Annotated in this window: 25 protein-coding genes; 15 read left to right on the top strand and 10 right to left on the bottom strand. The window is 67.8% G+C overall.

The genetic code is table 11. The annotated features are described in order from the left end of the window. Positions 1 to 9: 9 nt before the first annotated feature. The 4 genes from Afe05nite_RS40370 to Afe05nite_RS40355 are packed head-to-tail and all read left to right on the top strand — an operon-like array spanning position 10 to position 2,121. Positions 10 to 399, top strand: a complete 390-nt coding sequence (locus tag Afe05nite_RS40370) for a hypothetical protein (RefSeq protein ID WP_203822628.1) — start codon at positions 10 to 12, stop codon at positions 397 to 399. Beyond that, complete coding sequence (locus Afe05nite_RS40365; RefSeq protein ID WP_203822627.1) at positions 399 to 1,280, top strand: hypothetical protein; 882 nt, start codon at positions 399 to 401, stop codon at positions 1,278 to 1,280. Before Afe05nite_RS40370 ends, Afe05nite_RS40365 begins: the two co-directional genes overlap by 1 nt. Next, positions 1,277 to 1,714 carry a hypothetical protein gene (locus Afe05nite_RS40360; protein WP_203822626.1) on the top strand — a complete coding sequence of 146 codons (438 nt, stop codon included), beginning with the start codon at positions 1,277 to 1,279 and terminating at the stop codon, positions 1,712 to 1,714. Before Afe05nite_RS40365 ends, Afe05nite_RS40360 begins: the two co-directional genes overlap by 4 nt. Then, positions 1,711 to 2,121 (top strand): alanine-zipper protein, encoded by a 411-nt coding sequence (locus tag Afe05nite_RS40355; protein WP_203822625.1) that lies wholly within the window; start codon positions 1,711 to 1,713, stop codon positions 2,119 to 2,121. Before Afe05nite_RS40360 ends, Afe05nite_RS40355 begins: the two co-directional genes overlap by 4 nt. Here Afe05nite_RS40355 and Afe05nite_RS40350 read toward each other — a convergent pair. Then, positions 2,114 to 2,374 carry a hypothetical protein gene (locus Afe05nite_RS40350; RefSeq protein ID WP_203822624.1) on the bottom strand — a complete coding sequence of 87 codons (261 nt, stop codon included), beginning with the start codon at positions 2,372 to 2,374 and terminating at the stop codon, positions 2,114 to 2,116. The two genes, Afe05nite_RS40355 and Afe05nite_RS40350, sit on opposite strands and share 8 nt — an antisense overlap. A gap of 74 nt (positions 2,375 to 2,448) precedes the next feature. Here Afe05nite_RS40350 and Afe05nite_RS40345 point away from each other — a divergent pair, with 74 nt between their 5' ends. From Afe05nite_RS40345 to Afe05nite_RS40335, 3 genes are all read left to right on the top strand, one after another. After that, positions 2,449 to 2,673, top strand: a complete 225-nt coding sequence (locus Afe05nite_RS40345; protein WP_203822623.1) for a hypothetical protein — start codon at positions 2,449 to 2,451, stop codon at positions 2,671 to 2,673. Positions 2,674 to 2,676: 3 nt separating this feature from the next. Further along, entirely contained in the window at positions 2,677 to 3,033 is a 357-nt protein-coding gene (locus tag Afe05nite_RS40340; RefSeq protein ID WP_203822622.1) for a hypothetical protein, read from the top strand. Between the two features lie 188 nt (positions 3,034 to 3,221). Further along, on the top strand, positions 3,222 to 4,067 hold the full coding sequence (locus Afe05nite_RS40335; protein ID WP_203822621.1) for an LPXTG cell wall anchor domain-containing protein: 846 nt from the start codon (positions 3,222 to 3,224) through the stop codon (positions 4,065 to 4,067). A 72-nt stretch (positions 4,068 to 4,139) separates the two neighbouring features. Here the strand turns inward: Afe05nite_RS40335 and Afe05nite_RS40330 are convergent, their stop codons facing one another. Then, positions 4,140 to 4,433, bottom strand: coding sequence for a hypothetical protein (locus Afe05nite_RS40330; RefSeq protein WP_203822620.1), 294 nt, complete (start codon positions 4,431 to 4,433; stop codon positions 4,140 to 4,142). Beyond that, positions 4,430 to 5,158: a hypothetical protein gene (locus Afe05nite_RS40325; protein ID WP_203822619.1), complete on the bottom strand. Its 729-nt coding sequence runs from the start codon at positions 5,156 to 5,158 to the stop codon at positions 4,430 to 4,432. The genes Afe05nite_RS40330 and Afe05nite_RS40325 overlap by 4 nt, the downstream gene beginning before the upstream one ends. 38 nt (positions 5,159 to 5,196) lie before the next feature. Here Afe05nite_RS40325 and Afe05nite_RS40320 point away from each other — a divergent pair, with 38 nt between their 5' ends. Further along, the gene (locus tag Afe05nite_RS40320) at positions 5,197 to 5,430 is read left to right on the top strand and encodes a hypothetical protein (RefSeq protein WP_203822618.1); all 234 of its coding nucleotides are present in this window, start codon (positions 5,197 to 5,199) and stop codon (positions 5,428 to 5,430) included. A gap of 2 nt (positions 5,431 to 5,432) precedes the next feature. On the opposite strand, the gene Afe05nite_RS40315 is transcribed toward Afe05nite_RS40320, so the two are convergent. The 7 genes from Afe05nite_RS40315 to Afe05nite_RS40285 all read right to left on the bottom strand — a co-directional run bounded on the left by Afe05nite_RS40315 (position 5,433) and on the right by Afe05nite_RS40285 (position 11,475). Next, a complete protein-coding gene (locus tag Afe05nite_RS40315; protein WP_239118574.1) occupies positions 5,433 to 7,778 on the bottom strand; it encodes a P-loop NTPase family protein in 2,346 nt (781 codons plus the stop codon). 80 nt (positions 7,779 to 7,858) lie between these two features. Further along, complete coding sequence (locus Afe05nite_RS40310) at positions 7,859 to 8,875, bottom strand: hypothetical protein (RefSeq protein WP_203822617.1); 1,017 nt, start codon at positions 8,873 to 8,875, stop codon at positions 7,859 to 7,861. A 2-nt stretch (positions 8,876 to 8,877) separates the two neighbouring features. Further along, positions 8,878 to 9,315, bottom strand: a complete 438-nt coding sequence (locus Afe05nite_RS40305; protein ID WP_203822616.1) for a hypothetical protein — start codon at positions 9,313 to 9,315, stop codon at positions 8,878 to 8,880. A 2-nt stretch (positions 9,316 to 9,317) separates the two neighbouring features. Further along, positions 9,318 to 9,728: a hypothetical protein gene (locus Afe05nite_RS40300; RefSeq protein WP_203822615.1), complete on the bottom strand. Its 411-nt coding sequence runs from the start codon at positions 9,726 to 9,728 to the stop codon at positions 9,318 to 9,320. 1 nt (position 9,729) lies between these two features. Next, complete coding sequence (locus Afe05nite_RS40295) at positions 9,730 to 9,963, bottom strand: hypothetical protein (protein ID WP_203822614.1); 234 nt, start codon at positions 9,961 to 9,963, stop codon at positions 9,730 to 9,732. Next, complete coding sequence (locus Afe05nite_RS40290) at positions 9,960 to 10,295, bottom strand: hypothetical protein (RefSeq protein ID WP_203822613.1); 336 nt, start codon at positions 10,293 to 10,295, stop codon at positions 9,960 to 9,962. The genes Afe05nite_RS40295 and Afe05nite_RS40290 overlap by 4 nt, the downstream gene beginning before the upstream one ends. Positions 10,296 to 10,380: 85 nt before the next feature. Further along, the gene (locus Afe05nite_RS40285) at positions 10,381 to 11,475 is read right to left on the bottom strand and encodes a hypothetical protein (RefSeq protein WP_203822612.1); all 1,095 of its coding nucleotides are present in this window, start codon (positions 11,473 to 11,475) and stop codon (positions 10,381 to 10,383) included. A gap of 164 nt (positions 11,476 to 11,639) precedes the next feature. Between Afe05nite_RS40285 and Afe05nite_RS40280 the strand changes: the two genes are divergently transcribed. The 7 genes from Afe05nite_RS40280 to Afe05nite_RS40250 form a co-directional block, all read left to right on the top strand. Next, entirely contained in the window at positions 11,640 to 11,939 is a 300-nt protein-coding gene (locus Afe05nite_RS40280) for a helix-turn-helix transcriptional regulator (RefSeq protein WP_203822611.1), read from the top strand. Positions 11,940 to 12,048: 109 nt separating this feature from the next. Further along, positions 12,049 to 13,581 (top strand): AAA family ATPase, encoded by a 1,533-nt coding sequence (locus tag Afe05nite_RS40275; RefSeq protein WP_203822610.1) that lies wholly within the window; start codon positions 12,049 to 12,051, stop codon positions 13,579 to 13,581. A 441-nt stretch (positions 13,582 to 14,022) separates the two neighbouring features. Beyond that, entirely contained in the window at positions 14,023 to 14,481 is a 459-nt protein-coding gene (locus Afe05nite_RS40270; RefSeq protein WP_203822609.1) for a Panacea domain-containing protein, read from the top strand. 33 nt (positions 14,482 to 14,514) lie between these two features. Then, positions 14,515 to 14,847 carry a hypothetical protein gene (locus Afe05nite_RS40265; RefSeq protein WP_203822608.1) on the top strand — a complete coding sequence of 111 codons (333 nt, stop codon included), beginning with the start codon at positions 14,515 to 14,517 and terminating at the stop codon, positions 14,845 to 14,847. A gap of 65 nt (positions 14,848 to 14,912) precedes the next feature. Continuing rightward, on the top strand, positions 14,913 to 15,092 hold the full coding sequence (locus Afe05nite_RS40260; RefSeq protein WP_203822607.1) for a hypothetical protein: 180 nt from the start codon (positions 14,913 to 14,915) through the stop codon (positions 15,090 to 15,092). Beyond that, positions 15,089 to 15,490, top strand: coding sequence for a hypothetical protein (locus tag Afe05nite_RS40255; RefSeq protein ID WP_203822606.1), 402 nt, complete (start codon positions 15,089 to 15,091; stop codon positions 15,488 to 15,490). Before Afe05nite_RS40260 ends, Afe05nite_RS40255 begins: the two co-directional genes overlap by 4 nt. Positions 15,491 to 15,655: 165 nt before the next feature. Then, positions 15,656 to 16,054: DUF4352 domain-containing protein (locus Afe05nite_RS40250; protein ID WP_203822605.1), on the top strand; the 399-nt coding region annotated here is incomplete at its 3' end.

Genomic DNA, 16,054 nt, shown 5'->3' with positions numbered 1-16,054 from the left:
GAGGCCCTGATGGCCAATCGTCCTTATGAGTTCGTGTCGGCGTTGCTGAAGGCCGAACACGCGATCGCCCCGGATCTGGGTACCGATGTGATGTCTTCGGACAAGCAGTCGTACAACATCAATTTGCTGACGTTGTCGCTGGTCGCCATGACCCTGAAAATCGTGCAGGATCTGCACCCGGATCTGGTCACCGACGCGGCCCTGCTCGACCGGTTGAACACCGCCATCGACACGGGCCCGAACGGTGACCGGTCGGGGTGGCCGGGGTGGATCCTGCTGCAGGTGCGCCCGGAGCAGCTGGCTAGGTACGGCGCCACCGAGACGGACACTGTGCCCCAGCTTCAGGCCAAGATCGACGCCTTCAACAACGCGCTCAACGTGCAGGGGAAGAAGGCCTGATGTCTGGCTGGGTCGCGATCCCCTGCCTCCTGGCGCTGCGAGGCGAGTTCAACGCCGTCTCGCCCGGCCGCGACAAGGGCGCCGACGGCACGATCGGCGACACCGAGCACGCGAAGAAGGCCACGCCGAACACGGCCAGCGACCACATGCCCGACGAGGACTTCACGGCGCTGCGCCGCAAAGACGCCGACGGCACCAATGAGGTCCACGCCCTCGACATCGACTCGTCCGGGCCGTGGCCGGCACCCGGCTGGTTCGACCGGACAGTCAAGGCGATCGTCGCCGAGGAACGGCGCCGGTGGCTCAACCCGGACGACATGTGCCGGCTCGACTACGTGATCTGGGACCGGGTCATCTACTCCCGCTCCCGGGGTTTCGCACCCCACCCGTACGGCGGCACAGACCCGCACACCAACCACGCCCACTTCTCCGGCAGGTACGAGACCCGCGCCGAGAAAGACACTCGCCCCTGGGGCGTTCTGGAGGCCGACATGGCGCTGGACGAGAACGACAAGAAGTGGCTACTCGCCAACCTCGGCTGGACCGGCCCCCGGCTCGAGAACCCCTACACCAAGGCCTTGCAGGCACCTTCCGAGTTCCTGCGCTACGCCCCGTCGGCGAGTTGGCACCAGGCCACCCAGCAGCAGATCACGGCGCTGTCGACGACACTCAACAGCTTCATCGCCCGCGAGTCCGCCGACGACGCCACCAAGATGCAGGCCCTGCAGGCGATCTACGACAGCATCACCGCGGTGGCGCCCGGCGTCGCCGCCCAGGTCATTGCCGCCTTGCCCGCCGGCTCGGACCCGGTCACCCAGGACGAGGTCACCGCCGCCGTTGAGGCCGCGTTCCGGCGCGCGTTCGCCCCCGCGACCGCATGACCGGCCGACCCGACACGATGCCGATTGTGGTGGTGGTCGGCCGGGACCGCCCGCACGAGGTCGCGCTGAACGTGTGGGCCCTTGTCCTGGGTGTGTTGCTGACCGTCGGCGCACCTCGACCCGGTTCGATGGCCGCGCTGGTCGGCGGCGGCACCTTCTACGTGTTCTCCGTCGGCCTCGGCCTGGGCGGGATGATCGCGCTGGTCGGCTCGCACTGGGGCCGGCACGTCGAACGGTCGCTGGAGATCGAGCGGGCCGGGCTGGTCATCCTGTCCGGTGCGCTGCTGGTCTACGCGGTCGCGGTGACGGTCACGTTCCGGGGTCAGGCGCTGGTCGCGGGTGGCTTGGTGGCGGCGTGGGTGTGGGCGAACATCCGCAGATCGGTAATCATCACCCGTGATCTACGCCGTGTGCGGCGGAAGGTGGATGGGTGAACGCCGACCAGTGGGTGACGCTCGCGCAGATCGTCGGCGGGGCCATGGGAACCGGCGGCCTGGCAGCCGTCGCCCGGTCGATGTTGAAGCGCCGCCCGGCTCGGGTGGCCGCGCACGTGCAGTTGAACCAGGCCACCCTGGAATGGGCGGAGAAGCTGGAAGCCTCAGCGGACCGGGCGTGGAAGCGGGCCGAGGAAGCCGAAGCGAAAGCTGAGCAGGCGAACGAGCGGGCCGAGGAAGCCGACCACCGCGCCGACCGGGCGGAACAGACCGCACGCCGCGTGCAGGTCCAGGTCGACGAGCTGGCCCGGTACCTCGAGATGGTGCTGCGGCTGATCCACGACCCGGACATGACAATGGATCGGCTTAGGCGGTCGGTGGGAGACGGGCCGGCGCACCTCAGCTAGAAGGACGCTCGAGTTCCGTCCACGCGTCGCTGCCGCCCCGCCGACGCATCCACGATTCCGCTGCGAGGGTCGCGGACCGTTCACAGTCGGCGATCCATGAACCGTTCCAGCCGCGGCCGAGGCGTTGGGCGATCCAGCCGGGCTGCCCGCTCAACGGCCCGATCCGCACCATCGCCTGCCGGGGCGTGTCGACCTCGGTAACCCACACGCGGGTGACCTGCCACGCGGTCCCGGCCGGGTTGACAGCCTGCATGCCCGCATTGTCGGCGCCCCGTATGACACTTTCCGCCCTCGCGGCGGACCCATCCCACCGCAAGGAGAACCGCCATGCCCGTAACCGCCAAGGTGACCTGCCAGCACAAGAACGAGTCCGGCGACGGCGAACAGCGGCAGGTCATCGTGACCTTCGTGCCCGACTACGCCGACGGGCGGAACAAGGAGTGGTCGCTATACACGCCCAGCCTGTCGCTGTCGATGACGCTGAAGGGCGCCGTCGCTGATCAGTTCGAGGCCGGCAAGGCGTACACACTCACGTTCGAGCCGGAGGACTGAGCCGTGAAGATCTTCGGGCGAGAGCCAGCCCTCATCGCGGCGTTCTTCGCTGCCGTGATCAACCTGGTGGCGGCGTTCTGGGTCGATCTCACCGCCGACCAGCAGACCTACCTCAACGCAGTCGTCGCAGCAGTTCTTGGCCTTATCGTCGCGTTCACCGTCGGCGACGGCATCCAGGCGGCCGTGCTCGGTTTCGCCCAGGCTGCTCTGTCCCTGGCGGTCGGGTTCGGTCTGCACATGGACGCCACGGACCAGGCCACCCTGATGTCGTTCGCCGCGATCGCGGTCGGAATGTTCGTCCGCACGCAGGTCACGGCTCCGGCGCCCGCACAGGACAGCCCGGCCGGGTCCCGCGCCTGAGGCCCTGCAAGCTGCCGTGAGGGCAATGCCCCCACCATGCCTGATCGGTACACGCCCCGTCATCGCCCCGCCAGGCGATGACGGGGCCTTTCCTTGTTGCACTCGAACGAGGGACGCGAATACCACCGGGGCGCCCATAGCCTCGGACGGTCGAGCCCGCCGCCAGGGGCCATTATCGAAGGAGACCAGTGAGAAGATCCCTCGCCGTCGGGTTCGCCGCCGCCGTGATTGCCGCTGTCAGTGTCCCGGTCGCCGCGAACGCCACCGACCATCACACCCCGCCGTGCACGGTCCCGGCGGGCTGGTACGTGAACCCGGACGAGCAGGACCGGTTGCCCACCCCCACCCGGTTGGGTTTGCGGTTCGCCGGCAACGACCTGATCCACCACGCCGCCGACACGACCGTTGAAACCCTCACGCCGGGTTCGTTCCGCGCCCACCCGGCACCGGACCAGTCGTCGTTCTTCTCCGTCGAGGTGGCGGGTTCGGACGGCAAGTACGGCACCCTGCGCTGGAACACGTCGACCGGCAAGTGGAATGTCACCACGCAGGGCGGGTTCTACGAGAACACCAACCCGGCCGTCCTGGTCGACATGCCCCCGGCCCACCTGAGTCACAAGGTGGTCAGCTTCGGGGTCGGGTACACGGCGAACCCGCCCGGGACGGTGACGACGACCGTGTTCTCGGTGTCGTTCGCCCACAAGACCTACCCGCTGGGCTGCCTCCCGCCGAAGCCGACCCACACCCCGTCGCACACGGCTTCCGCGTCGGCGAGCGCTTCCGCGTCGGCGAGTGCGAGCGTGTCGGTGTCCGCCACGACCAGCAAGCCGGCCACCACCACGTCGGCCAGCAAGTCCCCGTCGCAGACCGCGGTCGGGGTGCCCGTCACCACCAGTCCCGTCAGCAGCGACACCGGTCTCCCGCTGACCGGCCCGTCCGGGCTGGTGCTCGCTGGCGCTGCTGGCCTGTTCCTCGCGGGTGGGGTCGGGGTGTTCGTGCTGGCCCGCCGCCGCCGGACCCGGTTCACCGCCTGACCTCAGCCACACGACAGCGCCCCCTGCTTCCTCACGGAGGCAGGGGGCGCTTCTTGCTGTTCCTGGCGGGCCCTACTCGACGTTCTGGCCGGTGACCGGGTCCACTCCGGCCGTCTCCAGCAGCGTCCCGAGCTGCCGCCAAAACATGGCCGCGTCCCCCACACTGATCTCCACCGTGGCGGACGCCATGTGCGCGGCACCCACACCCACCCACAACGGCGACTCGGCACTGTGCGCAGACTGCTGCAACCAGGCGAACACCTGCCCGCGGCCGGTGTGCCTCGGTTCCGGACCGACCCGGATGCGTCCCGAGCAGTGCAGGTGCCGCTGATCGTCGTGGCGGGTACACCACCGCGGGCAGGTCACCGGCGCCGCCTGGTCTTCTTACGCCACTGCCGGCGCCAGGTCCGCGGACGCAGAGGGAAGCCCAGCCACGACCACACGCGAACGAACCCGGTCAGCTCTGCTGCGACCGCGGGCGCGATCCACCAGCGGACATCCTCGGGCCGGAACAGCTCCACAACCCACAGGGCAACCGTGGTCACCGCCCACCCGGCCGCCCACCCGGCCAGTTGCTTCTGCCCCCGCGTCCACCCGCGACCGCGCACCTGACGGTCACGGACGACGGAAACTGACACCCTCGGGGCGCGGTAGCCGTACGCCTCCGGCCGGTACGGGGTCGGCTCCCAGCGCGGCACACCGTTACGGTCGTCGCGGGCGTGTCGCTGCTCCACCAGCCTCCACTTCTCGATCCGCCTGGGGTTGTCGTCGTTCAGCATGTAGTTCAGCCGCGGCCTCTGCTCGAGGGGCACATCCTGGATGAACTGGCGTTCCCTCTCGTCGAGCTCGTCGTCAGTGCACCAGCCCTCCCACAACACTCGCGGTGACCCGACGATCAGGTCCGAGAACGCTTGGGTGTCGCGGTGCTGGTTCTCCCGGGCGCGGAGCTTCTGCCGTGACTGACCGACGTAGTCGTTAGGGACGATGACCGGGGTGCCGGCCATCCACGACTCGTGGTCGATGACGTCAACGCCGTAGATCTGCCCCCACCGCATGTCGGACTTGAGCCGGGCAGGCGCAACCTGCGTCATGACTGGACCATCAGCGACAGATCCGTCACCATGAGCTGATGAAGGTCACGCTGTACGACGTCGACCAGCCCGATCGCAAGATCGACGGCCAGTACTCGATCGACGCCACCCTCGGAGCGCCCGTCGTCGGTGACGAACTGCTCATCGGTGAACGCGACTACAACCCCGACCGGCACTACGTGACCGCGACCGTCCGCCGCCGCACCTGGCTGCTCTACGACAACCGCAGTGGCGGCGGCGAACTGCGCCTGTGGGTGCAAAGAACACGCTGACCTCATGCCGGGACCCCCGGCGATTGGCTACGGGTCACACCCGGCACGGCGTACACACCGTTCGTGACCCTCAGAATCGCGCTCGAGGCGAGCAGATCCGTCAACGCTGACGTCACCGTGTTCGCCGCGACCACACCGTCCAGGCGAGCAACCACCGCCTTCTTCTCCGCCGAGCCGCGCTCCACGGTCAGGTCACGGACGGCGGACAGCACCTTGTCCTTCGCCGACTGCGCCACCGGAGGCGGCGCAACGGGAGCATCGCCGGCAGCGTCCACGAAAGTCGCCGACGCCTGCTCGATCAGCTCCACCGCCCGGCCGCCGGGGAGGATGTCCGCGTCGCTGCGGCCCTGCCGTAGCAGCCGGATCGCGCGTTCCTTACGGTCACCCCACAACACCCCCGACTCCTGCTGCGCTTCCGGCCCGAACACACCCGGGCACACCGACGGGTCACCGTTCGGGTCGACCAGCCACTTCTCCATCTTGTCGCCGGTGTAGTCGGAGCGGCCGTACACGTCCCGGCCGTTCACGCCCTGCAGGAACATCAGCCCCGCGGTGCCCTCCCCCGCCGCGCACGTGTTCTTACCCCACACCAAAGGCAGCATCGTCGGGTCCACGGGAACATCGCCGTCGACCGCGGACCGGCCGGCGACGTCGGTCATCGCCCGGAAGATCACGGTCTGGCCGGCCTTCAGCTGCTCCTTGATGTACGTGGAGCCGCCCAGGTTGTAGGCCGCGGGCACCTGCGTGATGAGGCGCATTTTGATGCCGCACTTGCGGGCCTGACCGACCAGCATCTCCACCAAGGTCAGGATATCGGGGTCGTCGATGTACGACTGGACCTCGTCGAGGGTGATGACGAGCAGCGGCATCGCCTTCGTCGCGAACCACGTCTTGATGTTGTTGCGGGACAGTTCGTCGTTGCGGCGCTGCATCTCCTTCACCGCGGCCAGCAACATCAGCTTGATCTCGGACTTGTCGCGGGCGAACCAGTCCACCGCGTCCTTGAGCGCCCCGTACGACTGGCCGCCCTGCGGGTCACCCACCCAGTCCAGGACCAGGCCGTTGGAGTGCAGCGACGCCAGGATCAGCTGCACCACGAACTCGGACTTACCGGAGCCGGTACACCCGGAGATCAGGTCGTGGGCGGCGCCCGTCTTCGTCCACCACTGGTAGATGATCTGCTGGCCGTCGTCGAACCGCCCGGCGATCGACGTGCCACGCTTCCAATCCGACGCCGCCGGGCCCGTCCACATGCGCGTTTCAGCGAGCGGGTTGTCCGGCTGCACCCGCAACCATCCAACGGACAGATCCGACTCGTCGGCGGAGAACGACACATCCGCGTACGTACACCGGTAGGCGGCGGCGATCCGGCCCAGCAGGTTCGGCCGACTCTCGCGCATGTTGATGGAACCTTCGACCTTCGCAACCACCTTCGCCGACCAGTTCGGCAGCTGGGTGCGTTCCGACGCGCCCACCTCACAGGCGGGCAGGCGCTGAAAATCGACCAGTTCGGTACCGGCGAGCGGCCCAGCGGTGCAACCGATCAGGGCAGCCCAGGTGGTGACGGCGCGGAGGCGAACCGGGTCGGGTGCCTCCACCAAGGTCGCCTCAGCAGCTTCGTCGGGGACCGCGACCTTGACATCACCGCGTTCACGGCGCTGCTCGGCGGACTGCCACCACAACCGCGACGCGAACCCCCACCGCAGCATGCCCGCCCCCGCGACCAGCACACCCGGCAGATGCGTGATGTCCGTGCCGGCCAACGCTGCCAGCCACAACCCGGCCTCACCCGCATACCAGGCGTACCGGCGGGACTCGACCTTCAGGGCAGCGATCCGGCGGCCCGTCTTCTGCCCGCGCTCGATCCGGCCCCGCTTCAACGCCCGCTTCGTCAGGGTGCGCTTTGCCACCAGGTAGGCGCCGCCAGTCAGGACCGGCGCGATGGCGCCGGTTTCGAGGGCGCCGACTTCGGCGAGGTGCGCGCCCGCGTCGAGGACCCCGGCGGCCAGTGGGGCCAGCCACGGGGCGGCCGACCGGCCGTGCAGACGCAACGCCTCCTGAATGGTTCGTTGCGCCGCGGACGGACCGGACTTGTCCGCCTCGAGCTGCTTACCGTGCCGCGGGCAGAACGGTTTCTCCTCCTCGGGCAGAAGCCACTCGGCGGTACCGCAGCGTTCCTTCCCACCGCCGTTGACGGTGCGCAACTGCGGGCACCGGTACTGCAGGTGCGCGGTGCGGTGCTCATTCTCGTCCACCGGCACCGGCGTCACCGAGCGCTGCGGGATACCTCTTTCGTCGAGGTAGATCTTCGACATTTTCGTGGCCCCGGCCGGCGGCTTGGTGTTCATGGGCGGCGCCGCCGGGCGCGGGGCAGTCGTCGGCGCTGCCATCATCGGTTCCTTCCTGTCCAAGGGGGTGGGGTGCGGGGTTAGCTGGCGCGGCGGTCGAACTCGCGGGCGACGTTGCCGAGCAGTGGGATCGTCTCCGCTTTGCAGGTGCTGGCACCGGCCTGCGCGACGGCGATCGACTCGGCTGCCTGCGCGGTCAGGCTCACCACCGTGGAGCGGGTGCCCATCTGCACGGTGCCGACGGTCTGCTCGCCGAGGGCGTGGATGCGGCCGCGGGCAGACCTCATCGCCGCTTCGTACGCCTCGGTGGCAGCCTCGAGGTACCTCAGGATGGAGCGGGCTTCGGCGGCGCCGGATGCCATGCCGGTGACGGCGGTTCCGCGGCGGGCAAGGTCGGTCATGGTGGATCCTTCCGGGTCGGTGGTGCTGGACGGTTCGGTGCTGTGGTTGACGGGTTCACCCCAGGCGCCGTCGACGTGTACCGGCGGGTCTTCCTGCTCGGGGCGGGGGTCGGGGTGTGCGGGTCCGTCGTCGGGGTCCGGTCGGTGGTCGGGCTCTGGCCCACGGTCGGGGTCCCGGAAGTCCGCAGCAGGCTCCGGATCGGGGTTGCGCCGCCCGCTGCGGGCGTCTTCCTCGTTTTCCTGCCAACCGGGGTTGAACTCTTCGCCGTTGCTGCGGTCGGGTTCGGTGTCGTCAAGGCGAGACCGGTGCGGCGACAGGTCCGGGTCGGTTTCGCCGTCCGGCTTCACCCGGCGGCCCCGCCACGCGTCTGCCCGCTTGCCGACCTCGGCGTCCCACCGGTCCCGGATCCGGGCGAACGGGCCGGGCTTCGGTGCGGTTGCCTTATGGGGCCGGCTGCGACGGGACCGGTCCTGGTCGATCCAGAAGTCCCGCCACAAGTTGCCCACGTACTGGCCGAACGCACCACCAGCGGACGGGTCCACCCCGGCGTCGTCGAGACGTTTACGGCGGGCGGCCACACGCGGGGATTCCTCGCCCTTCCACGCCGCCGCGATCGCCTCGGTGGTGTCCGCCGCGATCTCCGGCAGGTGTTTGGCCAGCCAGTAGGCGAACACGCAGCAGACGAGGAATCCCACGGCTACTTGCCCTTCGGCGCGGGCTTCGCGTCAGCCTGCTTCGGCCCGTCGCCCATCTTCTGCAGCTGATTGCTGACCTGCTTGCCGCCGTCACCGATCTGGTCACCGATGGAGTCGAGGTTCGATGCACCGAGGATGACCATCATCCCGAACGCGAAGGCTGCGTACATGGCTGGGCGGTCGGGCTTCTTGTCGACCAGCCAGTCCACGATGATGATCGCCGTGCAGACGATCAGGCCTGCCGCGGCGAAGAGCCCGAGCCAGTCCATGTCCGTCATCCAGTCCCCGACGATCGTGGCAAGCGCAGCGAGGCCGGCGATGAACGCGATGACGATGGACGTGTTCTTGGCGCCCTTCTTGGATGACTTGTTGAGTTTGATCGCCACGAACAGGATCGCGGCGGCGGCGGCGAGCATCCCAGCTCGCGCGAGGAATCCCATGGTCAGTGTTTCCTTCCGTACAGGTAGGCGCCCGTGAGCGCGGCGAGGGTGAGGTACAGGCCGTAGCGGCGGGTGGGCCGGACGGCGATCCAGCGCAGGGCGCCGGTGGCGAACGTGGGCGCCACCGCGATGACCGCGAACATGACGATCCGGTCCGACCAGTTCGACACGTGCCACAGGGCACGCAGGACACCATTGCCGGCCGGCACACGCTTCCTGTCGACCTTGGAGGCGTTCCACAGGGCGAGCAGCGTCATCGGTTCGGAGGTCAGCAGCCACCACGAGGTGACCGCCTGCCGCAGCCGATCACCGAACTTGATGTCACCGTCGGCTACCGGTACTCTCGCGCGCGCACGTGCGCGCACGGCCGGGCTGTCGACCTCCGCGACCCCCCGGGTCTGATCTGATCTCATGTCACGCTGCGTTGCCGTCACGGCGGTTCGCCTCCTTCCGAATCTCGTGGACCTTGTCGATGACCCAGCCGTGGATCTCGCCGACGATGCCGGCCTCCCACGCCTCAGTGATCAGCCAGTCGCAGGCGGCGGACAGTTTCTTGCGGCTGGAGTCCGCCCCGGCGATCTTTCCCTCGTAGTGGTCCTTGCGGCGGCGTCCCCGTCGCCGCTCCCGGACGGTGTTTTCCCAGCTCACGCGGCCTTCTCGAACCGGGTCGGGTGCAGCTCGGTGTGCTCGTAGCCGCCCAGCACCCACGCGTACACGAACGCTGCCCCCAGGGTGGTGAACGTGGCCGGGTAGAAAACGTCCTGGTCGATGACGATGCTGGTGATCGCGGCGAGGGCCACACCCAGGGAGCCGCCGCCGACCCGGAACAGCCACGGCCGCCACGGGTTCACCGCCTTCAGGTAGACGGGCAGGTCGCCGTCGTCGCCGGCCCGCTCCACCATGGCGGACTGGGTGGCAGTGAGAGCGGCGTGGACTTCCTCGACGGTGGAGTAGGTCGGGTTGATGTCGGTGATGGTCATCGGGTCTCCTCGGTGGGGGTCGGGTGGGTGCCGTTGACGCCCGCGGTAAGCGGTGATCCGGCTGGCTTGGTTAGGGGGTTCCGGTTCACTCGCCGACCGCCTTCCGGTTGGCCTTCTCGGTGGCGGCGGTATGCCACAAACCGATCAGCTTCTCGGCCCGGCCGAGACCCACACCGGTGAGCGTCCGCACGCCGTTTTTCGACCATGGGTGGGCCGGGTCGTCGTGGGCGGTAAGCATCATCTGAACTGCGTCTTCGTCGGTCAGCTCGGCCTTACCGGAGGTCGCCGGACGGGGGTTGCCGGTGGCCCGGTTGCGGTAGGCGGTGAGGCTTACCGCGCCCTTCTCGGCACGGGCGGCGGTGAGGGCTTCCCGGTGCTTGTCCTTGATCGCCCGGACCGCGTTTTCGTGGTCGGCGGTAAGTCGCTGCTCCAGCTCTGCGAGGTCACCGGTTCGCCGGTTTTCCGCTTCCCGAGCGTCGGCGGTACGGCCTTCCCGTTCGGCGGTTAGGGCGATCCGAAGTTCACCGATCTCCGCTTCCCGGTGCTCGGCGGTACGGGTCGCTTCGGCCTTATCGGCGTCCGCTTTCTCGGTTACCGCGGCGAGGCGACCGACGAGCGATTCGACCTCCGCACGGGCGGCGGTTAGCTCCGCGGCCGTTGACCGCAGCTTCGCGTCGGCCTCCGCACGGTGAGCGCGGGCGTCGGCGTCGTCCTGTTCGGCGCCCGCGAGCTCGAGGCGTTTCTTGGTGAGCGCCCCACCGAGCTTGCGCATATAGGAGGAGGCGCCTTCAGCGGTAAGGAACAGCAGCAGCGGCGGCAGTGAGTGCAGACCGACGCCGGCCCAGTCCACTCCCCCGTCGGCGAGCCACGGCCCGGCGGTCTGCAGCGCCCAAGTGGTGAAGGCGGCTCCAACGCGGAGGGCGGAGATCCAACCTGCGGTGAGGTCGAACGCGGCGAGCACGGGTCCGGCGATGATCGCTACGCACATGGCGGCGTCGGCTGCTAGGGACGGCATCCAGGCGACGCCTTCAGGGACGCCGTGGTTCTTGAGTGGCCCGAAGGACACGAAGATCCCGTAGATCATGACGAGCACGGCGGCGCTCCACACGAACCAGGTGACGCGCTTGAGGGAGGTTGTGCCCCGCGCGATCTCCGTCTCGAGGTACTGGCGGCTGTTCACGCGTCCACCCCCGAGGTGTCCACCCACGTCTGCCCGGCCGGCGCGGCGCCGGTCGGGGCGGGGGCGAAAACGGGGCGGGTGATCGGGTTGGGCATGGAAGCAACGTAACACAGCGAATAAGAGATCTCTAGAGATTTCGTTGCCGATTTAGTACTGTGCGTTCCATGACCACCGAGACCCAGCAGTTCGGCCGCGTTGCCGAAGCAGCTCATGAGACATGCGATCTACCGCCGCCGAAGCTCCGACGCGAGCTCCGCCAACTCGCCGGCCTGACCCAGGAAGACGTTGCCCACGACTTGGGCGTCAGCGACGGGGCGGTGTCCTACTGGGAGCGCCGAGGACCGGGCCGGCGACACCGGCGCCAATACCTTGTCCTGCTGATCCGCTGGGCCACAGACGCCCGCGCCCTGGGGCTGCCCGTTCTCTGGCCAGCCCCACCGTCGGAAACAGAGCTCCAGAAATGACGATGGCCGCGGCGCCCTACGCCACGGCCTTTCGTCACGCCCCGCCCTTGACTACGGAGCACAACACCTTGACGGTAAGCCATCCCCCACCACTGACGGGAGGTGTCGCATGACACTCCCCCGCCAGGAGCGCAGGGACAAGCCGAAGAACGGCCCACCGGCCGCAGCTGGCGATCCGGTCGTGCCATCCCCCGCGATGTTGCGCATCCACGAACAAACGGTCCTCGGGTGGATGCTCAGCGCCGCCAACCACGCCGAGGCCGCGAAACACATCGGCGATATCGAGATCAAGCACTTCTACCTGCAGGCGCACCGCGAGATCTACGCAGCCATCATGGTTCACGCCGGCGCGCCGAACGTCTCCACCCTTGTCGCCGTCGACCTGGCGGCGGAGAACACGCACCGATCCGTGCGAATGCTCGACGGTGGGGTCATCGGCTACCTGTCGGAGTGCAAGGAACACGCCGACCTGCTCGGGGTCCGCGAGTTCACCTACCACGTGCGGATGGTCCGCGAGGAGTACGTACGTCTGCGTCGTCTCGAGGTCCATGCGCGAGCCGGCCAGGCCCTTGCCGCGGGTGACATGGACGGGTATTCGGCGGCGACCGACGAGATGGTGGGGCTGTTGGAGGACCATCCGTCAGCGGTTGACGGCGAGGAGCGGTTCCCGGAGATCGACTGGGATGAGGCGTTCGCGCAGGACTTCACGCAGATGGACTGGCTTCCGGGACGGTTCCTTGAGCGAGGCCAGCAGATCACGCTTGTCGGTGACGGCAAGGTCGGCAAGTCGCTGTTTGTCCTCGACTGGGTGTACCGGGCCGTGACCGGCCGCGCCTTCATCGGCGACGACCGCCGGCCTCCGATCACGGTGTTGTACTTCGACCGGGAGAACAGCCTCCGCGACGTGATCACCCGTGCCCAGGCGTTCGGCGCGAGCCCGGACGACCTCCGCGGACGTGTCTCCTACCGGCAGTTTCCCCAGTTCTCGGGTGCGCTCGACGAGTCGGAGCGGGCGGCGCAGGAGTGCTTGGGCATCGTGGCCAGCGTTTCACCGGATGTCGTCGTTCTCGATACCGCGTCCCGATTCATCGGCGGCAAGGAGAACGAGTCCGACACGTGGCTGCAGCTCTACCAAAAGATCCACGGCCCGTTGAAGTCTCTGGGAGTGGCGTGTATCCGCCTCGATCATTTTGGCAAGGACACCGACCGCGGATCCCGGGGGTCGTCGGCGAAAACGCAGGACGTTGACCATGTTTGGGAGATGCGGCGCGTAGATGAGCGTAAGCAGGTCGCGAACGGCATCGAGCGAGTGGTGACAACGATCCGCATGCACCGCACCCATTCTCGAACGGGGCTGGGTGACGACGAGTTTGTTGTGGTTCGCTGCGGCGAGAAGTACGTCGGCGGCATGTGGCTTGCCGGCCGTACCGCGCACGAGCTCGCCGATCCGCTGGCGTTGGAGAGGGTTCAAGGGGAAGTGGATCGCATCGTTGACGATTTGCTGTCCGCTGGCGTTCCTGTGGGTCTTGGCCGCGACAAGTTGAAGGCGTGGATGGCGTTGAAGGCGATGTCGACGTTCAGCAACGACGTGATGGCTGCTGTGGTGAAGGAACTGCGGGTCCGCCAGGGGTCGAAACCATGATCAAAACCTGTCCTGAGACCTGTCCTGACAAGATCTGTCCCCAGAGTCGTCCCGACCTGTCCTGCCTTTCGGCGTCTTCGCAGGTAAGAGCTGTCCTGATCTTGTCCTGCGTCTGTCCCCGCAACTCCAATGTGGCACCTGTCCTCTCCCCTCCTCTCTAAGGAGAGGACAGGGGACAGGTCAGGACAGCGAGGCGGGGGACAGGAAAACGCGAAGACCTCGCCGATCCCCCATGTCCGACACGCAACCCCTACGGATGGAGCAATGATGACCAACCCCCAGCCCACCCCGATCAAGAGTGACGACGTCGATACTCGTCGTAGTGGCAACAGCTCAGGCGGACCGACCCCCATCCCCCCTACGACGTACCCGCCGATCAGTCACAACCCGCCGCCGAACAGCCCATCCCGCCCTACCGGAGCCGGTCGCTACGTTGCGCCGATGACCGCCAGCGTTGCCACCGTTATCGCCGCCATAGACGTTCGCCGCCCAGGACTGTCCGACACCAAACGCAACCTGCTCCTGTTCTTCTGCCAAGGACACCAGCTCGCCCACAGCGGGAACCCGCTGTTCGCGGAACCGATCTACGCCACCGACCACAGCATCGAACTCGGCGACTTCGATGAGAAGCCCGCAGGTGACCCCTTGACCGCCGGTGAGCTCAACACCGTCGCCGACACCATCGACCGTTACGGGGACCTCAAGCCCGCCGACCTGCGCTGCCTGGTCCAGTCGTCGACGCCGTGGCAGCTCGCCATCAAGTCGACGCTCGGCCCGCGTGTCGAGGGGGCGTGGCTGAGGGACTGGTTCCGCCGGCCCGACGAAACCGAAGACCCTGAAGACGACCGCCCCACCCAGTCGCAGATCGCCGCGTGGCGCTCGCGTAGCGCAGCGAGGTAGCACCTGTCGCCTGGACCTCATCAGGGAGGCCCTATGGATCACGCAACCAGCTCGTGGAAACTCGAGCGTTTCCCGGCGCTAGCTTCCTGCCGGTCCGGTATTCCCATCCCTGATGAGGTCCAGAAGGCGTACACCTCGTGGCTGGAAACACGAAAGATCCACCCGAAGCGCGGGGCCCTGCGGCTCCAGGAAGACGACATCCGCTATTCGGCGAGGATCCCCGGCGGGGACTTCGCCCACGAGGGCTGCGGCTGGCAGTTGATGTGCGACTTCGACGTCATCGAAGGCAACTGGGCGACCGGCTCACCCGGTGAGGTGGTTTTCACCGACATGGGCGTGATCCAGGCCGACTCCGTTCGCGAGTAGCCGCCGCCGGGGAATGACACGACACGGCGTAGTGCATTTTCGGCCGGTCGAAGTAATCTGAGGGTATGGACCACGACGCCAGCGTGCAGGAAGACGGGACCTTCGACCCGCTCGTCGGTGCGGTGGTGACCTCCGCCGGTAAGGCCCGCTGGCGTGACCGGCTCAAGGATGCCCGCGCCGGTCGCGACAACGACGGCCTGGCCGCTCTGCGTGAGCAGCTGCGCCGCGGTGAAGTCCCGGCGTGAGTGATGACGCGCGGCTGATCTGCCTGGTCTTCGACACCACTGCGATCACCGCGTGGGTGCGTGAGGCTGTCTCCGTTGTCGAACTGATCTCCGAGATCAACGACGAGGACGGTGCGGTGCTGATTCCGCTGCCGTGCCTGATCGAGGCCGGTCACTTGACGGGCATGCTGCAGCAGGAGCGCCTGCAGCTGCTCCTCGACCACCCGGCAACGTTCCTGATCGTCGACGACCCGGACGATTGGAAAGCCCTCGCCGGCCTCCGTTCCCTGACCGACCGGCATGATCTGGCTTCGGCGGCGTGGTTGGCGCTGGAGAACGACGTGCTCGTGATGACCCGTGATCCGCGCTGGTATTCGTCGGTGCACGGCGGCCGGGTGGCCCTTCACTTCGACGACTGAGGCCGCCCGACTGATGCCCGGATGTCCGATCATCGGTGGGCTGCGGACCGTCTGGGCGACTGTGTGTGCCCGCGATTTGGCGTTGGGTGGCGGGGCGGCCGGGTATAGGGCAGGTGCCCGACTGCAACCACCTGCCCCTTGACCTGCCGCCGTGGAGCCACCCGCATGACCTACGGTCAGAACCCACCGCAATGGCAGCCGCCTACCGGCGCTCCCCCACCCGGGCAGTACCCGCCGCAGCAGTACGTCCCGCAGCAGCCTTGGCCGCAGCAGGCTCCCCCGTCGAAGAAGGTGGGTGTCGGGAAGATCCTGCTGATCGTGGGTGGGGTGTTCGTGCTGTTCTGCGCCGGGATGGGCGGCCTGATCGCGTTGACCGGCGGCGACTCCGACGACACGAACTCGAGCAACAAACCCGCGGCCGGCCTGAATGAGCCGGTGACGGACGGGAAGTTCCGGTTCACCGTCACCAAGGTCGCCTGCGGTACGGCGAAGATCGGGTCGGGGATTCTGGAGAACAAAGCCCAAGGGCAGTACTGCCTGGTGTCGATGACCATTGTCAACGTC

Origin of the sequence: Paractinoplanes ferrugineus (assembly GCF_016862195.1) — a bacterium.
In the GTDB taxonomy this organism is placed as follows: Bacteria; Actinomycetota; Actinomycetes; order Mycobacteriales; family Micromonosporaceae; genus Actinoplanes; species Actinoplanes ferrugineus.
The sequence above is the reverse complement of the archived record's forward strand: the minus strand, read 5'-3'. Positions and strand labels throughout refer to the sequence as shown.

Coding starts and splice junctions, on each gene's coding strand:
- Afe05nite_RS40345 (WP_203822623.1), top strand. CDS start 2,449: ATGCCCGTAACCGCCAAGGTGACCTGCCAGCACAAGAACGAGTCCGGC.
- Afe05nite_RS40305 (WP_203822616.1), bottom strand. CDS start 9,315: ATGGGATTCCTCGCGCGAGCTGGGATGCTCGCCGCCGCCGCCGCGATC.
- Afe05nite_RS40300 (WP_203822615.1), bottom strand. CDS start 9,728: ATGAGATCAGATCAGACCCGGGGGGTCGCGGAGGTCGACAGCCCGGCC.
- Afe05nite_RS40370 (WP_203822628.1), top strand. CDS start 10: ATGGCCAATCGTCCTTATGAGTTCGTGTCGGCGTTGCTGAAGGCCGAA.
- Afe05nite_RS40315 (WP_239118574.1), bottom strand. CDS start 7,778: ATGAACACCAAGCCGCCGGCCGGGGCCACGAAAATGTCGAAGATCTAC.
- Afe05nite_RS40360 (WP_203822626.1), top strand. CDS start 1,277: ATGACCGGCCGACCCGACACGATGCCGATTGTGGTGGTGGTCGGCCGG.
- Afe05nite_RS40275 (WP_203822610.1), top strand. CDS start 12,049: ATGACACTCCCCCGCCAGGAGCGCAGGGACAAGCCGAAGAACGGCCCA.
- Afe05nite_RS40325 (WP_203822619.1), bottom strand. CDS start 5,158: ATGACGCAGGTTGCGCCTGCCCGGCTCAAGTCCGACATGCGGTGGGGG.
- Afe05nite_RS40320 (WP_203822618.1), top strand. CDS start 5,197: ATGAAGGTCACGCTGTACGACGTCGACCAGCCCGATCGCAAGATCGAC.
- Afe05nite_RS40280 (WP_203822611.1), top strand. CDS start 11,640: ATGACCACCGAGACCCAGCAGTTCGGCCGCGTTGCCGAAGCAGCTCAT.
- Afe05nite_RS40365 (WP_203822627.1), top strand. CDS start 399: ATGTCTGGCTGGGTCGCGATCCCCTGCCTCCTGGCGCTGCGAGGCGAG.
- Afe05nite_RS40270 (WP_203822609.1), top strand. CDS start 14,023: ATGACCGCCAGCGTTGCCACCGTTATCGCCGCCATAGACGTTCGCCGC.
- Afe05nite_RS40290 (WP_203822613.1), bottom strand. CDS start 10,295: ATGACCATCACCGACATCAACCCGACCTACTCCACCGTCGAGGAAGTC.
- Afe05nite_RS40350 (WP_203822624.1), bottom strand. CDS start 2,374: ATGCAGGCTGTCAACCCGGCCGGGACCGCGTGGCAGGTCACCCGCGTG.
- Afe05nite_RS40265 (WP_203822608.1), top strand. CDS start 14,515: ATGGATCACGCAACCAGCTCGTGGAAACTCGAGCGTTTCCCGGCGCTA.
- Afe05nite_RS40260 (WP_203822607.1), top strand. CDS start 14,913: ATGGACCACGACGCCAGCGTGCAGGAAGACGGGACCTTCGACCCGCTC.